At 52.4% G+C, this 18529-nt stretch carries 18 protein-coding genes; 4 read left to right on the top strand and 14 right to left on the bottom strand.

What is annotated here, in order from left to right; genetic code table 11:
* The first annotated feature begins 148 nt into the window (after positions 1-148).
* The gene (locus tag FH755_RS02170; protein ID WP_292438215.1) at positions 149-628 is read left to right on the top strand and encodes a group 1 truncated hemoglobin; all 480 of its coding nucleotides are present in this window, start codon (positions 149-151) and stop codon (positions 626-628) included.
* A gap of 128 nt (positions 629-756) precedes the next feature.
* Here the strand turns inward: FH755_RS02170 and FH755_RS02165 are convergent, their stop codons facing one another.
* The 4 genes from FH755_RS02165 to FH755_RS02150 form a co-directional block, all read right to left on the bottom strand.
* On the bottom strand, positions 757-966 hold the full coding sequence (locus FH755_RS02165) for a cold-shock protein (protein WP_292438213.1): 210 nt from the start codon (positions 964-966) through the stop codon (positions 757-759).
* A gap of 261 nt (positions 967-1227) precedes the next feature.
* The gene (locus tag FH755_RS02160; protein WP_292438212.1) at positions 1228-2172 is read right to left on the bottom strand and encodes a hypothetical protein; all 945 of its coding nucleotides are present in this window, start codon (positions 2170-2172) and stop codon (positions 1228-1230) included.
* Positions 2173-2209: 37 nt separating this feature from the next.
* Entirely contained in the window at positions 2210-3427 is a 1218-nt protein-coding gene (locus tag FH755_RS02155; protein ID WP_292438210.1) for an MFS transporter, read from the bottom strand.
* A gap of 11 nt (positions 3428-3438) precedes the next feature.
* Positions 3439-4113: a hypothetical protein gene (locus FH755_RS02150; RefSeq protein WP_292438209.1), complete on the bottom strand. Its 675-nt coding sequence runs from the start codon at positions 4111-4113 to the stop codon at positions 3439-3441.
* 159 nt (positions 4114-4272) lie between these two features.
* Here FH755_RS02150 and FH755_RS02145 point away from each other — a divergent pair, with 159 nt between their 5' ends.
* Complete coding sequence (locus FH755_RS02145; RefSeq protein ID WP_292438207.1) at positions 4273-6657, top strand: mechanosensitive ion channel domain-containing protein; 2385 nt, start codon at positions 4273-4275, stop codon at positions 6655-6657.
* An 82-nt stretch (positions 6658-6739) separates the two neighbouring features.
* Here the strand turns inward: FH755_RS02145 and FH755_RS02140 are convergent, their stop codons facing one another.
* Both FH755_RS02140 and FH755_RS02135 read right to left on the bottom strand, forming a co-directional pair.
* The gene (locus FH755_RS02140; RefSeq protein WP_292438205.1) at positions 6740-8143 is read right to left on the bottom strand and encodes a sigma-54 dependent transcriptional regulator; all 1404 of its coding nucleotides are present in this window, start codon (positions 8141-8143) and stop codon (positions 6740-6742) included.
* Positions 8140-9594, bottom strand: coding sequence for a HAMP domain-containing sensor histidine kinase (locus tag FH755_RS02135; protein WP_292438203.1), 1455 nt, complete (start codon positions 9592-9594; stop codon positions 8140-8142). Before FH755_RS02135 ends, FH755_RS02140 begins: the two co-directional genes overlap by 4 nt.
* Positions 9595-9791: 197 nt before the next feature.
* On the opposite strand from FH755_RS02135, the gene FH755_RS02130 reads away from it, so the two are divergent.
* On the top strand, positions 9792-10172 hold the full coding sequence (locus FH755_RS02130; protein ID WP_292438201.1) for a DUF4168 domain-containing protein: 381 nt from the start codon (positions 9792-9794) through the stop codon (positions 10170-10172).
* A gap of 79 nt (positions 10173-10251) precedes the next feature.
* Here FH755_RS02130 and FH755_RS02125 read toward each other — a convergent pair whose 3' ends face one another.
* The 8 genes from FH755_RS02125 to FH755_RS02090 all read right to left on the bottom strand — a co-directional run bounded on the left by FH755_RS02125 (position 10252) and on the right by FH755_RS02090 (position 18057).
* Positions 10252-11214 (bottom strand): hypothetical protein, encoded by a 963-nt coding sequence (locus FH755_RS02125; protein ID WP_292438199.1) that lies wholly within the window; start codon positions 11212-11214, stop codon positions 10252-10254.
* Positions 11215-11281: 67 nt separating this feature from the next.
* Positions 11282-11776, bottom strand: a complete 495-nt coding sequence (locus tag FH755_RS02120; protein WP_292438197.1) for an aminoacyl-tRNA deacylase — start codon at positions 11774-11776, stop codon at positions 11282-11284.
* 142 nt (positions 11777-11918) lie between these two features.
* On the bottom strand, positions 11919-12422 hold the full coding sequence (locus tag FH755_RS02115) for a hypothetical protein (protein ID WP_292438195.1): 504 nt from the start codon (positions 12420-12422) through the stop codon (positions 11919-11921).
* Complete coding sequence (locus FH755_RS02110; protein WP_292438193.1) at positions 12415-13152, bottom strand: tRNA threonylcarbamoyladenosine dehydratase; 738 nt, start codon at positions 13150-13152, stop codon at positions 12415-12417. Before FH755_RS02110 ends, FH755_RS02115 begins: the two co-directional genes overlap by 8 nt.
* 78 nt (positions 13153-13230) lie before the next feature.
* Positions 13231-15279 (bottom strand): DUF3488 and transglutaminase-like domain-containing protein, encoded by a 2049-nt coding sequence (locus FH755_RS02105; RefSeq protein ID WP_292438192.1) that lies wholly within the window; start codon positions 15277-15279, stop codon positions 13231-13233.
* A complete protein-coding gene (locus FH755_RS02100; protein ID WP_292438189.1) occupies positions 15272-16234 on the bottom strand; it encodes a DUF58 domain-containing protein in 963 nt (320 codons plus the stop codon). Before FH755_RS02100 ends, FH755_RS02105 begins: the two co-directional genes overlap by 8 nt.
* A 3-nt stretch (positions 16235-16237) precedes the next feature.
* Positions 16238-17149, bottom strand: coding sequence for a MoxR family ATPase (locus FH755_RS02095; RefSeq protein WP_292438187.1), 912 nt, complete (start codon positions 17147-17149; stop codon positions 16238-16240).
* 137 nt (positions 17150-17286) lie between these two features.
* Positions 17287-18057: a TatD family hydrolase gene (locus FH755_RS02090; RefSeq protein ID WP_292438185.1), complete on the bottom strand. Its 771-nt coding sequence runs from the start codon at positions 18055-18057 to the stop codon at positions 17287-17289.
* Positions 18058-18087: 30 nt separating this feature from the next.
* On the opposite strand from FH755_RS02090, the gene FH755_RS02085 reads away from it, so the two are divergent.
* Positions 18088-18528 (top strand): hypothetical protein, encoded by a 441-nt coding sequence (locus tag FH755_RS02085; RefSeq protein WP_292438183.1) that lies wholly within the window; start codon positions 18088-18090, stop codon positions 18526-18528.
* Position 18529: the final 1 nt, after the last annotated feature.

The following is an 18529-nucleotide window of genomic DNA, read 5'->3' as shown; positions in this document are numbered from 1 at the left end:
TGAAACATCAAGCGGTTTGATGTTTGTTTCCTTCCTCACTCATTTAAACTCAAATCAGTGAGGTCTCCCGCTGTTGCACGCTGTCATTACAGCTATCTAACAACGGAATTTAAGGGCATTTTGTCCTAGCATTCAGGGAGAAATAATCATGAAACTATTCCAGACTAAAAATGCATTGCTGAGCGTACTCGTCCTGAGCATGATGCTGATACCCACGCTTCGCGCGGAAACAGTGGATGGAGAGCAGGCTTCACTCTATGACAGGCTGGGGGGGCTGGCGCCGATTACGGTGGTCGTCAGCGACTTTCTGGATGAATTGGTGCCCGATCCCTTACTGAACCAGAACCCGGCGATAGATGCTGCCAGGCAGGCTGTACCCAAGCCGTATCTCAAGTACCAGGTGACAGCGATGGTTTGTCAGGCTACAGGCGGCCCTTGCGAGTACCACGGACGAAATATGAAAGCGGCCCATGCGCATCTGAATATCACTGAAAGAGAGTGGGCCAGAATGGTGGTGATTTTTAAAGACTTGCTGGCACGGCATCAGGTGCCAGAGCAGGAGACGAATGAACTGCTGGCGATTATTGATTCCACCAAGTCCGATATCGTGATGGCGTCTTCGCCCTGAGCGTTAAGCAGGCATCCGCTGTTTGAGTTTTAGCTAAGACCTAAAGCGGTATCGCTGGCGTGATAAAACTGAAGGCAAAAAAAAGGCAAGCTCATCGCTTGCCTTCTTTCAGATATCAGCGCTGCTTATTACAGAGCGACGATATTTTCAGCCTGTGGACCTTTAGGACCAGTGGTGACTGTGAATTCAACTTTTTGACCTTCAGCCAGGGTTTTAAAACCTGAGCTGGTGATTGCACTGTAATGTGCGAATACATCCGGGCCTGAAGCTTGTTCGATGAAACCAAAACCTTTCGTTTCGTTAAACCACTTAACGGTACCAGTAACTGTGTTAGACATAATGTTTATCCTGTAGATAATTAAAAATTGCCCTAGGGGCAGGTGTAGCGTGAAACAGACCGAGATTTAAATTACTACAGGACGAAGAACAACAAAGATGCAACGAAGTGGAGAATGTAAATGAGGTTTTAATTTCTTGCTGAGTACATAATCCGCGCAATCTCAACTAATGTCAATACATTTTTAGGTAAAAGCCTACTTATGCCGTTTGCCTGGCTTCAAAAAGGGCGGCAGGTCTCGCCGGAACAGGATTTCACTGCGTCACTCAGTCTGACTTTGTTCTGTGTTTTCCTCTTCTTCAAGAATTTTATAAACCGCATCACCTTCCTGCGTCGGACGGATATCAACCGTGGATTTATCAATCAGATGCACGCCGGAAAACACAATCGCATCGCCCAGTTTAGGCTGATAAATGATATGGGTGTCGGTTTCATCCATTTTGTAGCCGACGGTCTGCATTTTATAGCGAACATAAGGGTAAAAGCCCTGAACGGTGATGACCTCACTGGAATAACGGGGGTAGGGTGTGGCGACATCCGTCATCATCAGTTTGATGGCTTTTTCCAGGTTTTGAGCAATGTTGTCTTCAAAAGCCTGCCCGTCATTGGCCGCCCAGCCGTTTTCACCTGAAAACGGTCTGGCTGGCCCAGAGGAGGCAATATAACGAGTCCACCAGATATCGGTATTGGCTCTCGCATCTTTCAGTGCAGCCTGCAGCAGGACATAAGGTTTAACGTCTGTTTCATTCTGATAAGTCAGAATCACCGCTGTTTTCACGTTCAATACCGGCGTGCGTGGCGTCTGGTAGTCCGTATAGTGATAGGCAAATTCGGGTTGGGCGATTAACTCATCAGCAATCGCATTGGCAGCCTCCGTCAACTTGAACTGCAGCATCGCTTCAGTATTGCTGATAGCGGATTCTGCATTTTCAGCATCAATGGCGCTTTGCAAAGAAAGACCTATCGGTCCGAGCACCGAGCCAACCCAGCTATTTGACTGATGCCCCGAAATAATCACCTGACTCTCAGGCACCCGATGCACGCCGCCGGGCAAATCAAAAAATCCGGAGAGACTTTCATCCGTGAACTGAATAGCGATGTCTTCTGATTGTGATGGGGCGGGCAGGATCGTGGTGGAGGTGCAGGCCATCACCTGAGTCAAAGCGAAAGCGAGAAAAACGGTTTTAAGCGTAGATAGATATTTCATTTAAGTTGATCTTTTCAGCTTGTTTGTTTGAATCTGATCATTCCGTCGCTTGCTGATGTGCCTCACGAATCGGACCCTGCGCCATAATCCAGGTGATCACCAGAAACACCAGCATACCGAGCAATATAGACTGGAACTGGACACCGGCATCGATCATAAAACCGAGGAAGGCTGGTGCGAGACCGGTGGAAAACACCAGAAACGCGGATTTGAGAGAGCGAACCTGACCTAAGTGTTCCCGGCCCCAGAGCCTGACCAGCAGGCTGTCGCCGATGGGGGAGGACATGCCCAGTGCGGTACCGGCACCGAGCATAATGATCCAGATGGCGATATTGCCGCCAATCAACGCTGCCGCCAGCAGCGCGATGGCGAAAGGCACCAGATAGAGTTTGGCGAGTGTGGTCACACCGAGTTCATCAATCCAGCGGCCGCCTAATAAAGCGCCGGGGAAACGGGAAATACCGAGGCCGGTCAGGGCGAGGGCATAGGTGGTGGCCGTGGCCCCCAAATCTTCGGTCATTTGCGCCTGGTAGATAAAGATGCCGGTTAGGGTGATGGGCAATACCATCAGCATCGGGATCAGCATCCAGAAGCGGCGTTCACGCATGGGCGAAGGGCCTTTTTCCTGCGGTTCATTTTTGCTCTTTTTCTTTCTCGGTGCTTCAGGCCAGTCAACGAACAGGATAAGGAAAATCCACATCACCAGTAAAACGGCAGCAATACTCCACCAGATTTGCTGCCAAGTCAGCCAGGAGACAAGCAGGGCAATCACCGGTGGCAGAATGATTTCACCGGAGGGCATGCCGAGGCTGACAAGACCCAGGGCCCTACCCCGGTTCAAAGTAAATTCACGGCCGGCCAGGGTACTACCCAGATGGGTCATCAGACCCTGACCACAGAGACGTTGCAGACCCAGTCCGAAAATAGCGAGCCCCCACCACGGTGACAGGGTCAGCATCAATACGCCTGTTATCAGCGCAGACAGGACTATCAGGGCATAGCGTCTGGGGGCAATCCAATCGATTTTGGGGCCGAAGTGCATAACCAGAAAACCGCTGGTCATGGTAATGGCAGCATAGATGCTGCCGAATTCACCGGCCGTGATGCTCAGGTGCTGACTGATATCCGACTGAAACAGTCCAATAAAAAAGCTCTGGCCCAGGTTGCCGGTAAAGACCGCCAGCCAGGCTGCAGCAATTAAACCGAAATGCCGGCGTAGCAGGCCAGCGTAGCCAAGACGAATATCTGAATCCATGAAATTTTCCGTTAACCGCGTTGATGTGTTTTTTTGAACAAGCGGGGGTTGTTTTTGATGAATTTCCTGATCCAGCGTTGCATCAGGCCCTGTGTGGGATGGCTTTTGAGATAACGATAGCCGAGCAGGCTGATCACCATGGCACCGAGGGCATCCACCATCAAATCGGTTATTGTATCAGTGAGGCCGGTGCTGTCACCAAAGGCCGGTTTCTGCATCGTGAAGTCGAATATTTTATCAGCGATGTATTCGAAAAATTCCCAGAAAACGCCGACACCGAGGGCGAATAAAAATGCAAAAAAGGCAATAAAACCGGGTTTCATATAGAGGCTGACGCGCTCGGTTTCGTTCATCACATAGACCAGCAGGAAGCCCACAATGCCAAGCAGAAAACCGGAAACAGTGTGAAGCGCGATATCCCACCACCAGATTTTGAAGTAGTAACCATGCACTTCACCAAGAAACAGCGAAGCAAACACAAAGATAATCGTCACCAGTTGAAACTCGGCCGGGATGACAACATCGAATTTTCTGGCAAAGACCGTGGGCAACAGCGTAATCAAGAAAATGCCACTGATGATGAATGCATCGAACCAGGCCTGATCCCAGAGTGCACCGACAACACCGGCTACCAGGATAATCTGGAACAAGGTCGCTAGGCGGTTCTGTATTGTGTTTTCATCCATGGCGTCATGATTTCTAAATGAACTCAGGCCATCTTAAACAGTCAGCTTTTCAAAATCGAGTTATGCACGTCACGATTTGAGTTAACAAAGTTGTCTTGGTAAGGTTGTGAGCAATTTTGTCTCACGCAATCCTAAATAAAATCAAACAGGGAGTTCATCTTGCGCTATTCAATTCCAGGCTTTTTAAGCACACTCAGTCTGCTGTTTCTGACAGGGCTGATGTTGGCTTCCGGACCAGTTCAGGCTGGGGCGGCACAGCTTGCAGCAGAACAGAGTGCAAGCGAAGGTTCCGTTGATAAATATCAGGCATTGGCCGATGTGCTGTCAGATCCGGTCAGTCGCGAAAAATTGATTGATGAGCTCAGGTCGATGTCTGATCAGGGTCAGCAGGCACAGTCTGAACAATCACAAGACAATGCTCAGCAGCAGGATGGCAAAGCGGAAAACGAGGAAGACGCCGCCACCGACGTGGCTAAAAAAACGCAGTCCGCAGTGCAGGTCATTGTCGGTACCTTGACCGGTAGCTGGTCGGCATTGACTGAACTGGTCAGCGGCGAGAGTAAGAGTATCAAGGACTTTTTCACCCTGTTGGTGAAACTCAGCCTGGTCATTGCCGCAACCATTGTGGCTTTCTGGTTGTTACGACCGATTGCGAGGCTATTGTTTCGCCGGGCCGACGATATGGCTGCGGGGGCAGATGGTATTCATCCGATCGTTGTTAAGGCGACTGCCGTGCTGATCAGTGTGGTCACTGATGTTGTCGTGGTGATTCTGGCGTGGTTGGCTGGTTATGCCGTGGCGCTGCTGTTTGTCGGTGAAATGGGTGAAGTCAGCGTGAGCCAGAGCCTGTTCCTGAATGTTTTCCTTGCTGTAGAGCTGTTCAAGGTTCTGCTCAGGGCCATCTTTGCTGGTCGGGATGATGCTTTGCGTTTACTCCCGATGCGCGCTGAAACTGCGCGGTACTGGAGCCTGTTTTTATCCAGCCTGGTAAGTCTGGTGGGTTACGGTGTGCTGTTTGTTGTGCCACTGGTCAGCAACCAGTTGTCGGAAAGCCTGGGCAATCTGACCAATCTGGTGATCGTAATGATTGCGGTCAGCTATGCCTTCACTGTGGTTGCCAGGAACCGACAGAAGGTCAAAGATGGGCTCAATGCGTTGGCTCGCAAAGCCAACTTCTCTATGACTCAGGTTACTCTGGGTGTGCTGGCTAAATGCTGGCACTGGCTGGCTTTTGCCTACTTCCTGGTGATGGGCGCATCGCTGTTGATCGAGCCGGATACGGCGCTACCCGGCTTGCTGATGGCCACACTGCAAACCGCGCTGGCTATCTTTATCGGTATGGCGGTTATTGCCCTGATTCAGATGCTGCTCGATAACGGTGTCAAAGTGCCGGCCGCCATCAGCCTGCGCCTGTCAACGTTTGAGCAGCGACTTAACCAGTTTGTGCCGATGTTCAGCAAAGTGCTCAAAGGCATAGTGCTGGTGATGGTCATCAGTGCCGTACTTGATGCCTGGGGCGTGGTGAATCTGCCGGTCTGGCTGGCTTCCTCTGCGGGTACACAGTTCCTGTCTACCATTATTTCCGTGCTGTTTATTCTGGCTTTTGCCTCGCTGTTCTGGATGACGCTGGCAAGCTGGATTGAACATCGTCTGGATCCCGAGCAGGGCGGCGGTGAGCCGAGTGCCCGTGAAAAAACCCTGCTGACCATTTTCCGTAACGCCACGGCTATCGTCATTATTATTATGACCCTGATGATTGTGCTGTCAGAGATCGGTATTGATATCGGGCCGTTGCTGGCTGGTGCGGGTGTCTTAGGCCTGGCCATCGGTTTTGGTGCCCAGAAACTGGTGCAGGATGTGATTACCGGTGTGTTTATCCAGATGGAGAATGCCATTAACGCCGGTGATATTGTCACGGTCGGTGGCCTGACCGGTACCGCCGAGAAGCTGACTATCCGCTCACTGGGCCTGCGTGATCTGTCAGGCACGTATCATGTGATTCCATTCTCTTCTGTTGATACCGTATCCAACTACATGCGCGAGTTTGCCTATCATGTGGGTGAATATGGCGTGGCTTACCGCGAAGATACCGACGAAGTGGTGATTAAACTGCGTGAAGCCTTTGAAGAATTACTGGCAAATGATGAGCTTCGTGCCAGTATTCTTTCTGATGAGCTGGAAGTGCATGGTGTCACCGCACTCGCCGACAGTTCGGTTAATATCCGGGTTCGCATCAAGACCCTGCCAGGCAATCAATGGGCTATCGGACGTGAATATAATCGTCTTGTTAAACGCCATCTGGATGCGGCGGGTATCGAGATTCCATTCCCGCATCTCACGCTCTATTTCGGTGAAGACAAGCAGGGCAATGCGCCGGCGATGCCGTTGAAGATGCTCAATGACGTGAAAATGATTAACGAAGGGGCAAATGCAGCGCCCGCGGATGCGGAAGTTCAATCCGGTAAGAAAGCGCCGGGTGAACGTTCAAGCAAGTCTGCCGAGTACAACCCGACAGAAAAAGGTGACTTTGATGACGGTGAGTAATCGCCGTCATCAATATTGAGCTCAAGCCAGAAAACTTGGGCTCAGTGTGAACGGGCTTCCTCAGAACGGTGAAGCTCGTCTATCACTCTTCTTCCAGCCAGCGGTAGAGCGTTTTACGGCCAATGCCCAGAATGGCTGCAGCACGGCGTTTGTTGCCATCCACGGTGTCGAGCACCATTCTGACATAACGGCGTTGCAGTTCCGGCAGGCTGGGCATGACTGGTCCTTTCAGCAGTGCCTGCTCTTCATGGGGCATGGCGGCGGATTGACTGGCGGCACTAATGTCCGGATTGCTGACACTGGTCAACCTGGCGGGCAGGTGTGGTGCCCTTATCCATTCTTCATTACAAAACGCGACCGCACGCTCGACAACATTGTGCAATTCACGCACATTACCGGGGAAATCATAATCACGGATTAATGCCAGTGCTTTGTCGTCGAAGCCTTTGATACTTCTTCCGCGTTCGATAGCGATCTGGCGAAGGAAAAGCTGTGCCAGCAATTCCTGATCCTCTTCGCGTTCACGCAGGGCGGGAATCGACAGCCCGAAAGCCTCAAGCCGGTAATATAAATCCTCACGAAAGCTGCCATCTTCTACTTTCTGTTTAAGATCCCGATGTGTCGCCGCGATGATACGGACATCGACTTTTTCTTCGGTGTCCTGACCCACAGGCCGAATCGAGCCATCTTCCAGCGCCCGTAACAACTTGGCCTGCAAAGATAGAGGCATTTCACCGATTTCATCCAGTAGCAGGCTGCCGCCATGGGCCTGTTGCATCAGACCTTTGCGCTTTTTGCTTGCGCCGGTAAAGGCACCGGCGGCATGACCGAAAAACTCGCTTTCTAATAAATCGGAAGGAATACCGGCACAGTTAACGGCAAGAAAGGGACCGTCCGCACGCTCACTTTCACCATGCAGGGCTTTGGCAACCAGTTCTTTGCCGGTGCCGCTCTCGCCATGGATCAATACCGGGCCCTGCGCCTTGGCAATGACCTTGATTTGCTCAAACAGGTGACGCATCGACTCACTTTGTCCGAACATGCCATAGAACTGCTGCTGTTTGCCGAGCTGGCGGAACTGTTTCAGTTCCACCTTGATTTGCCGGGCTTCCATAACCCGTTCGACAGTTAACAGGAAATGTTCCATATCCAGTGGTTTGGTCAAAAAGTCGTCTGCGCCCGCATGTAAGGCGGCAACCGCTTGTTTTACACTGCCGAAGGCGGTGATCACGATAAGGCCGGGACGTTCATCGACGCCGGGCATTTGCATGACAGTCTCAACCAGTGACATACCATCACCATCAGGCAATCTGAGATCAGTGACGATAATCGCCGGCAGCATGCCGGAAAGTTTTTCAAAAGCGGCCTGCAGTTCGTGAACGACGCTGACAGTCCAGCCTTCGGTTTCCAGTTCCTCGCTGATGAGATCGGCGAGCGCATGATCATCTTCAACTACTAAAAGCTGTTTGTTGTTCTCGTGCATCATGATTGCGCTTCACCGTCAGAATGAAGCGGGAAACGCAGTTTGAAACGGGCACCGCCGAGCGGGCTTTGACTGAGCGTTATATCGCCATCGTGTTCACGCATGATCCTTTTCACTATCGCCAGACCGAGGCCGCTGCCTTCACCGGGCTGTTTACTGCTGACAAAGGGTTTGAATACTTCTGTGGACTGGGATGCGGGAATACCGGGGCCGGCATCGTCAATCAGGACATACAGATTGTCCGTGTCGACTTCCCAGCTGACGATGACTTCACCTTCAGGGCAGGCCTGGCAGGCATTGCGCATCAGGTTAACCAGTCCCTGCTCAATGCTTAAAGGGTCGGCCGTTAATGTCACCTCGCTTCCAGCTGAAATAGTGATATTTCTTCCTTCTTCTGCCAGCACCGTCCTGGCTTGTTCAATTACTTTGCTGATCTGCAATGCTTGCTTGTTGGTACGAGAGCTGCGTCCGAAACTCAGCAACTGTTCGACAATGGAAGTCATCCGCTGCACTTGTTCCCGAATAGTGGTGAGTTCACGTTTCATTTCAGGGTCGGTGTTGTTGCGAAGCAGGCGGTTGGCACGGCCGTCAACGACGGTCAATGGTGCCCCCAATTCATGTGCCACACCCGCAGAGAGCTGTCCCAGGGCGGCCATAGTTTCAGAATGGCGTAATCTTTCTGCCATTTTTTCACGAGCATGACGCTGTGATGCCTCTCTTTTTTCAGCCGCTTCGATGGCATCAAGCATACCGTTTAACCCACTGGCCAGCTGTTTCAGTTCCTGTGGCCCCTGAGGTGTCGTCCGATGCTTATGATTACCGGCACTGACTTTTCTCATTGAGCTCAGCAAATGGCTGAGTGGTGTACCGATAGCCCGCTGATGGGCAAAAATGATTATGCCGAGAATGACGATGGAAACGAGTATGAATCCACCCCAGGTCTTGCGTCTGAGAGAGGTCAGTTCATCATCAATGTCACTGCGGCGCCGGGTGACCTGAAGAAAACCGTCAGGTTGCCCCAACTGATCAAAGATGGGCATAAAAAAAGAATATACAGGCCGTCCCCGGATCTGCTCGTACTGGGCAAATTCTCCGTTATCAACTTTCCTGAGCGCTTCAGTCGCCTGGCGTCGAGTGGGATTGACCTTGCCGAAACTGACCAGTCTTTCACCATCGGCATTGAAAAGGTAGGCACCATAGACTTCTGCCTGGGAAAATACCGAGGTCATACTGTTCTGCAACTGAGCCAGATCCCGTCGTTGGACTGCTTGCGATACAGGCAGGTGGATGGTTCTGGTGACGAGACGCAAATCCCGCTGCATTCGTTCTTCAACGAATTCACCGACCACTGACAGGCTGATCATGAGTACGACCGCAAGCAACATGAGTACGGGTAATGCGACCTGAAGCAAAAGGACCAGTCTCAGGTTGTTGACACTGAAAGGTAATTTCATCGTATTTATATATGTTTATTTATGATACATGTTTCATATTGACACATGAGGGCGTGTATTTCAAAGCTTCAGCAGCAAAGGCTATGAATGCTTTTTATGATGATAAGATATTGATAATAATGTGTTTAAATCGTTTTTTATGTGTTTGGCACGAATATGGCAACTTCTTGAGTTCTGTTAACAAAAGGAGAACTTTAATGAAGTTAAAAGCGATTACCTTGCCATTATTACTTGCCGTTGGTTTCAGTAGTCAGGCTTTTGCAGGTGAGTCTTATGGCACACCACCAGGCGCAGAAGCACCAGAGGCTCCAATTTCCAATTACCAGTTTGAAAAAGCTGATTTAAAAAAGTTTGCTGCAGCTCAACAGGATCTTGAACTCATTCGTGAAGAATATGGCGCAAAACTGGAAAATACTGAAGATCCTCAAAAAGCCCAGCAACTGCAGCAGGAAGCCAGTGAGACGATGACAGCGGCTGTTCAAGCGAAAGGACTTGATGTGGAAACTTATTCCTCTATCGCTAAAGCGGTACGTAATGATGACGCACTTCGTCAACGTGTGATTCAAATGATGAATTAAAACTGAACCTGGAGTTCGCCAGATAGGACTGAAAGCCGGATTCTCTCTTGAGGGTCCGGCTTTTTATATGGCTGAGCGTTTAAATCTGCTGCTGAATCAGGCGATCAAGATTATCAACGGCATGACAGGGCTGACAGTAATTGGCGGCCACTTCCAGAGCTTGTCTGGCGGCAGCATAGTCCCGGTTGAGATAATGCAACGACGCGGTCATCAGCGGTTCGCCGCGGTAATCAAGCAGCAGTTCTTCAATCACCAGTTGCAAAGATTCATCAGCCTGAAAATAGCCGAGTGCCGATGTGTCGGAACGCAGAGCATCCTCCATTGCAAATATCCCGGCATCCAGATCACCGGCCAGGGCCGTGCTCAGTGCCAGACCGACACGCGGCAAGGCATCATGTGGAGAACGCTGCACCTGGGCTTCAAATGCGTATCGAGCCGTGTGGATTTGATAATCAGCCAGCGCCGACCAGGGATCTACCGTGCTGTCATAAGCGCGTTCTTCGTCTTCAGCGGGTAATGCGCGGTAGCTGGTGATAGCCGGTGTGCTGTTGAGATTGTTCGGTTCACGATAATAACCAGGGGCATAAATGACCCGGGTGTCCTGGTGATCCCGGTAATGGAAACCGGAGTAGGGAATCGAGTCTTGACGGCGATGATAACGCTGATGCGAGTCACTGTAGCCGAAAGAAATATGCCCCCTGATACCACCGTAGTCCTGCCGATCATGATGACGTGGCTTTTCGTGATATTTGTCCGGTTTGGGACTGAGCTTGTTATGAGGTCGGCCACTGATACCGTAGGAGTGATGGTCACTGTGGCTGATGCCATGTGAATGGTGACCGGAACCGCGCCACTGTCGCTGGGAGCTGGATGAGTTTCCCGAATCTGAGGTGCCCAGCCGACTGCTTTGTTCAGCGCGGTCGCCGGTACCAAGCTGAATAGCATCGTCTTGCGCCTGCAAAGGGGATACTGAGATAACGGCAGCAATCAGCACCGACAGGAGAATGGCGCGGTTTGGAAGCAAGGCGAAGCGGAGGGACATAACGATCACCCCATACAGGCAAGGTTACTGTTCAGACTGACAGCGGTGATCGTTAGTTCGGAACGGCTCAGGCTTTAATAAACTGACCCTGCTCAACGCCGGCCATGGCCTTTTTCAGGTCCGCTGTTTTCAGGCCCAGTGCGTAACCGAGCACACCACTGCCAATCACCACATTATCAAAACTGTCGACACTGTTATCGAGCAGGACTTTGATATCTTCAGGCAGCGCCAGCGGAGGCACAGCACCCACCACATAACCCGTTGCTTCCGGCACTTCATCAAACTCGGCCATTCGCAGTTTCTTTTCATCCAGATGTTTACGCAGCGTGCCCCAGTCAGCACGACCACCACCGGCCACGGCCAGCAAAACGTAGGAATCAGAGCCGGTTTTGAACAGCAGGCTGCGCACCACGGAGTGCGGATCGTGGCCCTTTTTGCGCAGTAGTTCTTCCAGGTTGCGAATCGGTTTTTTGTCCTCGGTCAGAGGAATCTCGATCACTTCGTAGTCGATGCCCAGCTCTGACAGCAGGGCTGTCACCGGTGAGGAAATACTGTCGCTCATAAGGTCTCCTGAAAGGTGTTAATCAATATGCTGGCTAGCATACTGGATTACAGCGCTGGCTTCATCCCGGCAGGTCAGTATCGTTATTGTAAGCGGAGTAATGGGTGGTGTTACCCTTACACCCTATAAGTAAGGTCCTCAGTCAGCCAAGGCGCAATTGCCAGGTAGGTTCTAACGACAAATGAATAATGCCGTGATGAATAAGCCAGTCACGGGCATCGTCGGCATCGTGCTCAAACCAGGCTTTGGCGCTGCCAAGGCGAAAAGTATAACCCCAGCGATCCATATCACGAAGCATACGGGCGCGCCCTATTTTATCGACAAACCCGGCGAGCAGGATTTGCAGAAAACAGACACCGTTTTCTTCGTCATAATCACCTTCGGCATCGGTATCCAGCGCCGCTCTCCGGGTCGGGTCCATACAGATATAGTGGCCGGCTTCATGCAGGGCGGAATGCACCGGTGTGTCATCCCGGAGGTAAAGCTGATTCCCCATCAGACCGGCTTCGCGTTCACCGAAAAAACTGCCGGGGATATTGTCATCACGGCCGACTTCTACGATCTCAATACCGTAGCGGTCGAGCAGGTCATGCAGACGATCGCGCATCGCCGGCTCACAGTTGATGACATCGGTGGGATCAGACACGTCGGGCATCACCGACAATATGATTAATCACCATGCCGGCCAGAGTCAGGCCAAAAATAGAAGGCATATAGCTGACCGTTCCGTTGACGGCCCGGGCACGGCCACGACTGACCGGTTCCGGGGGCAGCGGTGGCAGGGGCGACTCTGTAGAGTAGACGGTCTGAATGCCACGACCGACACCACGTTTGCGCAACTGAGCGCGCAGGTGCTTGGCCAGTTTGCACATACTGGTGTCCATAAGATCGGCGGTGCGAACCTGGGTCGGATCCAGTTTGCCGCCGGCGCCCATGCTGGCGAAGACGCTCATCTCATTACGCCAGGCGGTTTCCAGCAAGGCACTTTTGCTGCTGAGGCTGTCGATAGCATCGATGACCACATCATAGCCACGAGCCAGGATGTCAGGAATCGAGTCCGGCGTCAGGAATTCGGTGATCAGCGCCACTTCACAGTCAGGATTGATGTCTTTGATGCGATTTTCCATGACTTCGGCTTTGAGCAGACCCACCGTCGATTTCAATGCGACCAGCTGGCGGTTCATATTAGAGCCGGAGACCACATCATGATCGACCAGGGTCATTTTGCCGACGCCCATCCGTGCCAGCGCTTCGGCGGTAAACGACCCGACACCGCCCATGCCGGCCAGGAAAATATGCGACTGCTGCAGTCTGGCGATACCCTCATCCCCGATCAGGATATGAGTGCGCTCAAACAGCGGATTGGAGTGTGCCATCGAAAAACCTCAAAGCGACTGAATCGCTGCATATTTTCCTGCTAATTGCCGGCTTTGGCAAAAGCAGAGAGACAAGACTTACCGGCGCGGCTGGAACTGTTTGATTTGTGCTTCCAGCTCAGACAGCAAGGCATCACTGGCATGGCGGTAGCGCAGTTGGGTGTAGAGACGGGTGATGGATTCAATCTGCTGCTGATATTGCGGCAGTTTTTTTTGCGCACGTGCGGCAAAGTCCAGCGGGCCCTCATGTTCATTTTTAATAAGACCGAAGCGCGCCAGTTTCTGGCAGAAAAGGGCATATAGCCGCACTGCCGGATCCGGATGAGCCCGGCGGTAATAGGACAATAGCAACATAACGATGCCGGTCAATGCCAGAAACAGGGTCAGGAACACGGCCATCTTGCGCCAGTCCGGGTTTGCCATCCCCAGCTTTGACAGAAACTCTTTCTGGATCTGCGGGCCATAGCCGACGACCCAGATATCCCAGGCTGTGTTCAGTGCGTTCCAGTTATTTCTCAAATCTCGCCAGACCCGAACCAGCGCATCATTCTGCGAAATGAGACGAGGCGAAGTTCGTTCAGCTGGCAAAATATTGGACATACCTTCGTCGACCCGCTGGCTGGACACGGCAGAGGTCGGATCGATACGCACCCAACCTCGTTCAGGCAGCCAGACTTCGCTCCAGGCATGGGCATCACGCTGTCTGACGGTGAGCACATTATCGACCGGGTTCACCTCACCGCCCTGATAGCCGGTCACTATACGGGCCGGAATGTCTGCCGCGCGCATCAACACGGTGAAACTGGCGGCATAGTGTTCACAGAAGCCTTCACGACTCTCGAACAGAAACTGATCAACCGTATCACCCTGCAGTATCGGCGGCGACAAAGTGTAGACAAAGTTTTCCTGATTGAAGAAGGCCAGCACCCGGTCGATGTATTCCTCCGGTCCCTGACTTTGCTCAAGCCACTCGCTGGCCAGCTGGCGAGTGCGTGGATGCTTATTTTCCGGCAGTTGCAGTGCGGCCGATAAATTGGGATCGCCACCGGGATTGAGCTGGTAATCGGTATGAGATTCCAGTGAATACTGGGCGCGGTTTTTGATACGTTTCTGGCTGTGCAGCTCGGCATCGCTGGTCAGAAAAGCAGGCACCAGCGAGGGTTTTTCAGTAGGCATATCCAGTGCGAACAGCCAGCGTTTATTATGCGGTTCAAGCGTCATCGTGTACTGATAGCCTTCCCCACGTATACCGATCTGCGGAGCCGCATCATTGCGTTCATTTTTTGGCAATGGAGACCAGACTGTGCCATTGGTTTGCCATAATACCGGACCCCGCCAGTACCTTTCCGGTGAGGGTGGCAATACATCGTTTTCAAACTCTACCCGGAAAGCAATGGCATCAGACTGGATCAACTGGCTGATTTTGCCCATCTGTATTTCTTCGCTCATGCCCGTAGTGCCTGACTGAGGCGGTAATTCACCCAGGGTAATCTGTTCGCTCATGGTCGTGGTGGTGGTACTGCCGGCATCCTGAGGCAGTCCCCAGATGGGCCCGGAAATACGCGGGAACAGTACAAACAGAATCAGCATGACAGGGAGCGCCTGCAGTACCATTCTGCCCGACAGTTTGAGCCGCTGTTTTATCGGTAAGACGGAAGATTCACTGTTAACGCTGATGAGGCAACTGGTCAGCAATATAACGACCAACAGCATCAATCCCACCATCAGCATGCTCTGGCTGTAAAAGAAGTTGGTGATAACCAGGAAATAGCCGAGATAGCAGCTGAGGTAATAATCGCGCAGTGAGCGAATCTCAACCACCTTGAATGCCAGCATGATAGTGAGCAGGGCGGCCCCCGCATCGCGGCCGATAGTAAGGCCGAACTGGCCGAATATCAGCACGATCATCAATGCCGCGGTACCGTTATGCAGGAGTCTGAGCCAGCGGCTGGCGGCGGGCAGGGGCCAGCCGCGGTAGCTGTGCAGCAGTCGCCAGCTGATCATCATGACGAAGGCGAGGCCGACCCAGAAGGGTTGATAGACAAAATGCGGCAGTGCGCCGATAAACAGGGCGGCGATAAGGTGGTTTATCGCGTGATGATGGGGAGAGGTATCTGCCTTAGCCATGGTACAAAGCCAGCGTTTTGAGACAACGATGCTGATGCTGCGGGCCACTATCCGCTTCGATCTGAGTCCCCGGAATCTGCAGGCCATAACGGTGCCCCGCACGGTCAGCCTGCATCACCCAGTTTGTCAGTTGCGACAGTTTGGCTTCAGTATCGACAAGATTGTCGAGATCCTGCCAGCGAAGCTGTAACTCATGACCTTCCGGGCTGGAAAACTGCTTGCTGCGCATGACGTTATCACGGGCCAGTGCCTTCCAGGCTACCCGGTGCATCGGCTCGCCTTCACGATAACTGCGCAGACCGGCAAAATCATCATCGCCGAGTTGTTCCCCCTTGAGCCGCTGTTTACCGCCTGCGGGTGGGGAAGGCAATGGCAGCTTGCCTTTGGCCTGTGGGTAAACGAGTACTTTGGCGGTCTGCGGGTAAAGGGTCCAGCTGTAGAACAAGCCCAGCGGATAAAGACTGGCCAGTCTCAGTGTATTGAGTGAATGCCACCCCCGGCGCTGTGTAGGGACCTCCAGCGTGCAGAAACAGGTATTGTCAGCCTCGATATGAGTGACTTTCTGGATCGGCTCATAGGCTTTGAAAATTTTCCAGCGCGCTCCCGGCTGCTGCTTTTTATGCGCGACCTCCAGTTGGAATCGGTCGCGGCTGTCCTCGTTGATGATGGTGAGTTTGAAACGTGCCAGCTGCTGACAGAATACCGGCTCCAGTGGTGTGACCCTGAGCGTCAGCTGGCGCAGGTTACGGTGGCTGTGATGCATGGTGACATGCCCGAGGCTGACCAGCAGGAAACTGAGCAGATGGCCAAGACTGTTGTTGTAGTTGATTGCGCCTAACAGCATCAATAACATCAGGCCCGCATAGGCATAACCCGCTCGCGTCGGCAGGATATAAATTCGCTGTTTTTGGCTGTCGCGGAGACGTTGCCAGATTTCTGCGAGCGCGGAGGCCATAACTCAGGGAATCGCGACCTGATGGATCAGTTGATCAATCCAGTCTTCAGGGCTGTCTTCTTCCCGACGTTGCAGCCGGTGGCTGACAATGCTCGGTAGCACCGCCTGAATATCTTCCGGCAACACATGATCACGTTTTTCAAGCAACGCCCAGGCTTGTCCGGCCCGGAGCAGGCCGAGACCGGCCCGGGGCGAGAGACCACTGTGATAGTGACCGGAGTCGCGGGTATGGGTCAGAATTCTTTGCACATAATCGACCAGCGCACTGGAAACATGAATCCCGCTGACCGCATTTTGCAGTGATAGTAAGTCATCGACGCTGATCACGGCTTGCAGATCACGCAGTAGTTCACGACGATCCTGACCCAGCAACAGGGCCCGTTCGGCCTTGGCATCGGGATAACCCAGCTCAATCCGCATCAGGAAACGATCCAATTGTGATTCGGGCAGGGGAAAGGTGCCGATCTGGTTAGCGGGATTCTGAGTGGCAATGACAAAGAAGGGGGAGGACAGGGTGTGGGTTTTTCCCTCGACCGTGACCTGCTGTTCTTCCATCGCTTCCAGCAGGGCACTCTGGGTACGCGGTGAAGCCCGGTTGACCTCGTCGGCCAGAATCAGCTGCGTAAAGATAGGCCCGGGATGAAAACTGAAGCGGCCACTGTCACGCTCATAAACCGAGACACCGATAATATCGGCAGGCAGCATATCGCTGGTGAACTGGATACGTTGGAAAGTCAGTCCCAATGTGGAGGCAATGGTATGTGCCAGTGTTGTTTTACCGACACCCGGCAAATCTTCTATCAGCAGATGGCCTCTGGCCAGCAGACAGGTCAGGGCCAGTTTAATAGGATGATGCTTACCGAGAATGACATGATTGATACTCGCCAGAATAGCGTCGAGTTGGGTTTGGGCCATAAAGAGTCCTATGCCTGATTTCCTGATGTTCCGATGATTCTAACTGCTGACTTCCTACTAGACAGGATAGGTTTACCATGGTTCGGCAGCTTTTTTGCGATAAAAGGAATAATTCATGCTGCCCTCCTTGGCCGTGTTTAAGCCAGCTTCAGCAGTTTCAAACAGTTGCTGCTGGTCGTCTCAGCAATAAGCTGTGCTGGCTCATCACGAAGTTCAGCCAGTTTTTCCAGCACTTGCGGGATCATCGCCGGTGAATTGCGCTCTCCCTGGTGGCCGGCCAGCGGCATATCCGGGGCGTCGGTTTCAAGGACGATGGAGGATAGGGGCAGATCTGTGAACAGACGCTGTAATTTCTGTGCTCGCGGATAGGTCAGCGCGCCACCGACGCCAAATAAAAAACCTTGCTGCATATAAAACTCGGCCTGCTGCATGCTGCCATTAAAAGCATGAACAATCCCGCCCTGAAGACCCTTGACCCGGCGCAGTACCTTCAATACCTCATCATGCGCTTTACGGACATGCAGAATCACCGGCAGCCCGAACTGGATAGCGAGATTAATCTGTGCTTCAAACAGCGCCGTTTGTGCGTTTTTATCATGGCCATTGAGGAAAAAATCCAGACCGATTTCGCCGATAGCCACCGGTTGCTGGGTCTCGACGGCCTGTCGCAACTCATCAAGGTCTGAAACCTGATGGGAAGCCATAAACATCGGGTGTAACCCCAAAGCCGGTCGCAGCATCTCAGAATGAGAGCAGGTCTCAATCAGGTTTGGCCAGCTTTCCCGCGTGACACCTGGCACGATGATATGGGTCAGACCCAGTTCGCTACAGTGATCGAGCACCTCTTGACGGTCATCATCAAAAGCGCTGAAGTCGAGATGACAGTGACTGTCAATCAGAGGCATCATAAGCTTTATCCTGTTAAGCAAGGGAAACAGATGCAAGCCGGAGTCCTGCCCGCCAGCCTTCCGCATGAAAGAATGATGCTGAACCTGGCCTTGTTTCATCTTTTGATACCGATTGTAGCGCTGGCCTCGGGGTTATTGCTACCTCTGCTCAGTCTGGCGCTGGCTGGGTCGCTCGCCAGCATCGCTTGGATTGGCTGGTATGCACGCCACCATCATTTTGCCGCTGATAAGATTAAACATCACTGGCAACTGGCCTGGAAGCACTGTCGCTGGTTACTTTATGCCTATGCCGTGTCAGCCTTCATTATGTTGCTGGGCGCTTTAATGTCGATGCTTCAGGCTGATAACAATATGGCGTCGATCATCCTGGTGATATTCAGCCGATTGGCGGTGGTGCCGACTTTGTTGATGGTACTGCTTTTGTTCGTGCTGGAAACCAGCGCTTTGGCGGAGAGTCGAAAAGGTAACTGAA

This window comes from Methylophaga sp. (assembly GCF_009711715.1).
Taxonomy (GTDB): Bacteria; Pseudomonadota; Gammaproteobacteria; order Nitrosococcales; family Methylophagaceae; genus Methylophaga.
The sequence above is the reverse complement of the archived record's forward strand: the minus strand, read 5'-3'. Positions and strand labels throughout refer to the sequence as shown.

Bases quoted from the DNA above. Each gene is read 5' to 3' on its own strand.
- FH755_RS02170 (WP_292438215.1), top strand. From the start codon at position 149: ATGAAACTATTCCAGACTAAAAATGCATTGCTGAGCGTACTCGTCCTG.
- FH755_RS02165 (WP_292438213.1), bottom strand. From the start codon at position 966: ATGTCTAACACAGTTACTGGTACCGTTAAGTGGTTTAACGAAACGAAA.
- FH755_RS02160 (WP_292438212.1), bottom strand. From the start codon at position 2,172: ATGAAATATCTATCTACGCTTAAAACCGTTTTTCTCGCTTTCGCTTTG.
- FH755_RS02155 (WP_292438210.1), bottom strand. From the start codon at position 3,427: ATGGATTCAGATATTCGTCTTGGCTACGCTGGCCTGCTACGCCGGCAT.
- FH755_RS02150 (WP_292438209.1), bottom strand. From the start codon at position 4,113: ATGGATGAAAACACAATACAGAACCGCCTAGCGACCTTGTTCCAGATT.
- FH755_RS02140 (WP_292438205.1), bottom strand. From the start codon at position 8,143: ATGATGCACGAGAACAACAAACAGCTTTTAGTAGTTGAAGATGATCAT.
- FH755_RS02135 (WP_292438203.1), bottom strand. From the start codon at position 9,594: ATGAAATTACCTTTCAGTGTCAACAACCTGAGACTGGTCCTTTTGCTT.
- FH755_RS02130 (WP_292438201.1), top strand. From the start codon at position 9,792: ATGAAGTTAAAAGCGATTACCTTGCCATTATTACTTGCCGTTGGTTTC.
- FH755_RS02125 (WP_292438199.1), bottom strand. From the start codon at position 11,214: ATGTCCCTCCGCTTCGCCTTGCTTCCAAACCGCGCCATTCTCCTGTCG.
- FH755_RS02120 (WP_292438197.1), bottom strand. From the start codon at position 11,776: ATGAGCGACAGTATTTCCTCACCGGTGACAGCCCTGCTGTCAGAGCTG.
- FH755_RS02110 (WP_292438193.1), bottom strand. From the start codon at position 13,152: ATGGCACACTCCAATCCGCTGTTTGAGCGCACTCATATCCTGATCGGG.
- FH755_RS02105 (WP_292438192.1), bottom strand. From the start codon at position 15,279: ATGGCTAAGGCAGATACCTCTCCCCATCATCACGCGATAAACCACCTT.
- FH755_RS02100 (WP_292438189.1), bottom strand. From the start codon at position 16,234: ATGGCCTCCGCGCTCGCAGAAATCTGGCAACGTCTCCGCGACAGCCAA.
- FH755_RS02095 (WP_292438187.1), bottom strand. From the start codon at position 17,149: ATGGCCCAAACCCAACTCGACGCTATTCTGGCGAGTATCAATCATGTC.
- FH755_RS02090 (WP_292438185.1), bottom strand. From the start codon at position 18,057: ATGATGCCTCTGATTGACAGTCACTGTCATCTCGACTTCAGCGCTTTT.
- FH755_RS02085 (WP_292438183.1), top strand. From the start codon at position 18,088: ATGCAAGCCGGAGTCCTGCCCGCCAGCCTTCCGCATGAAAGAATGATG.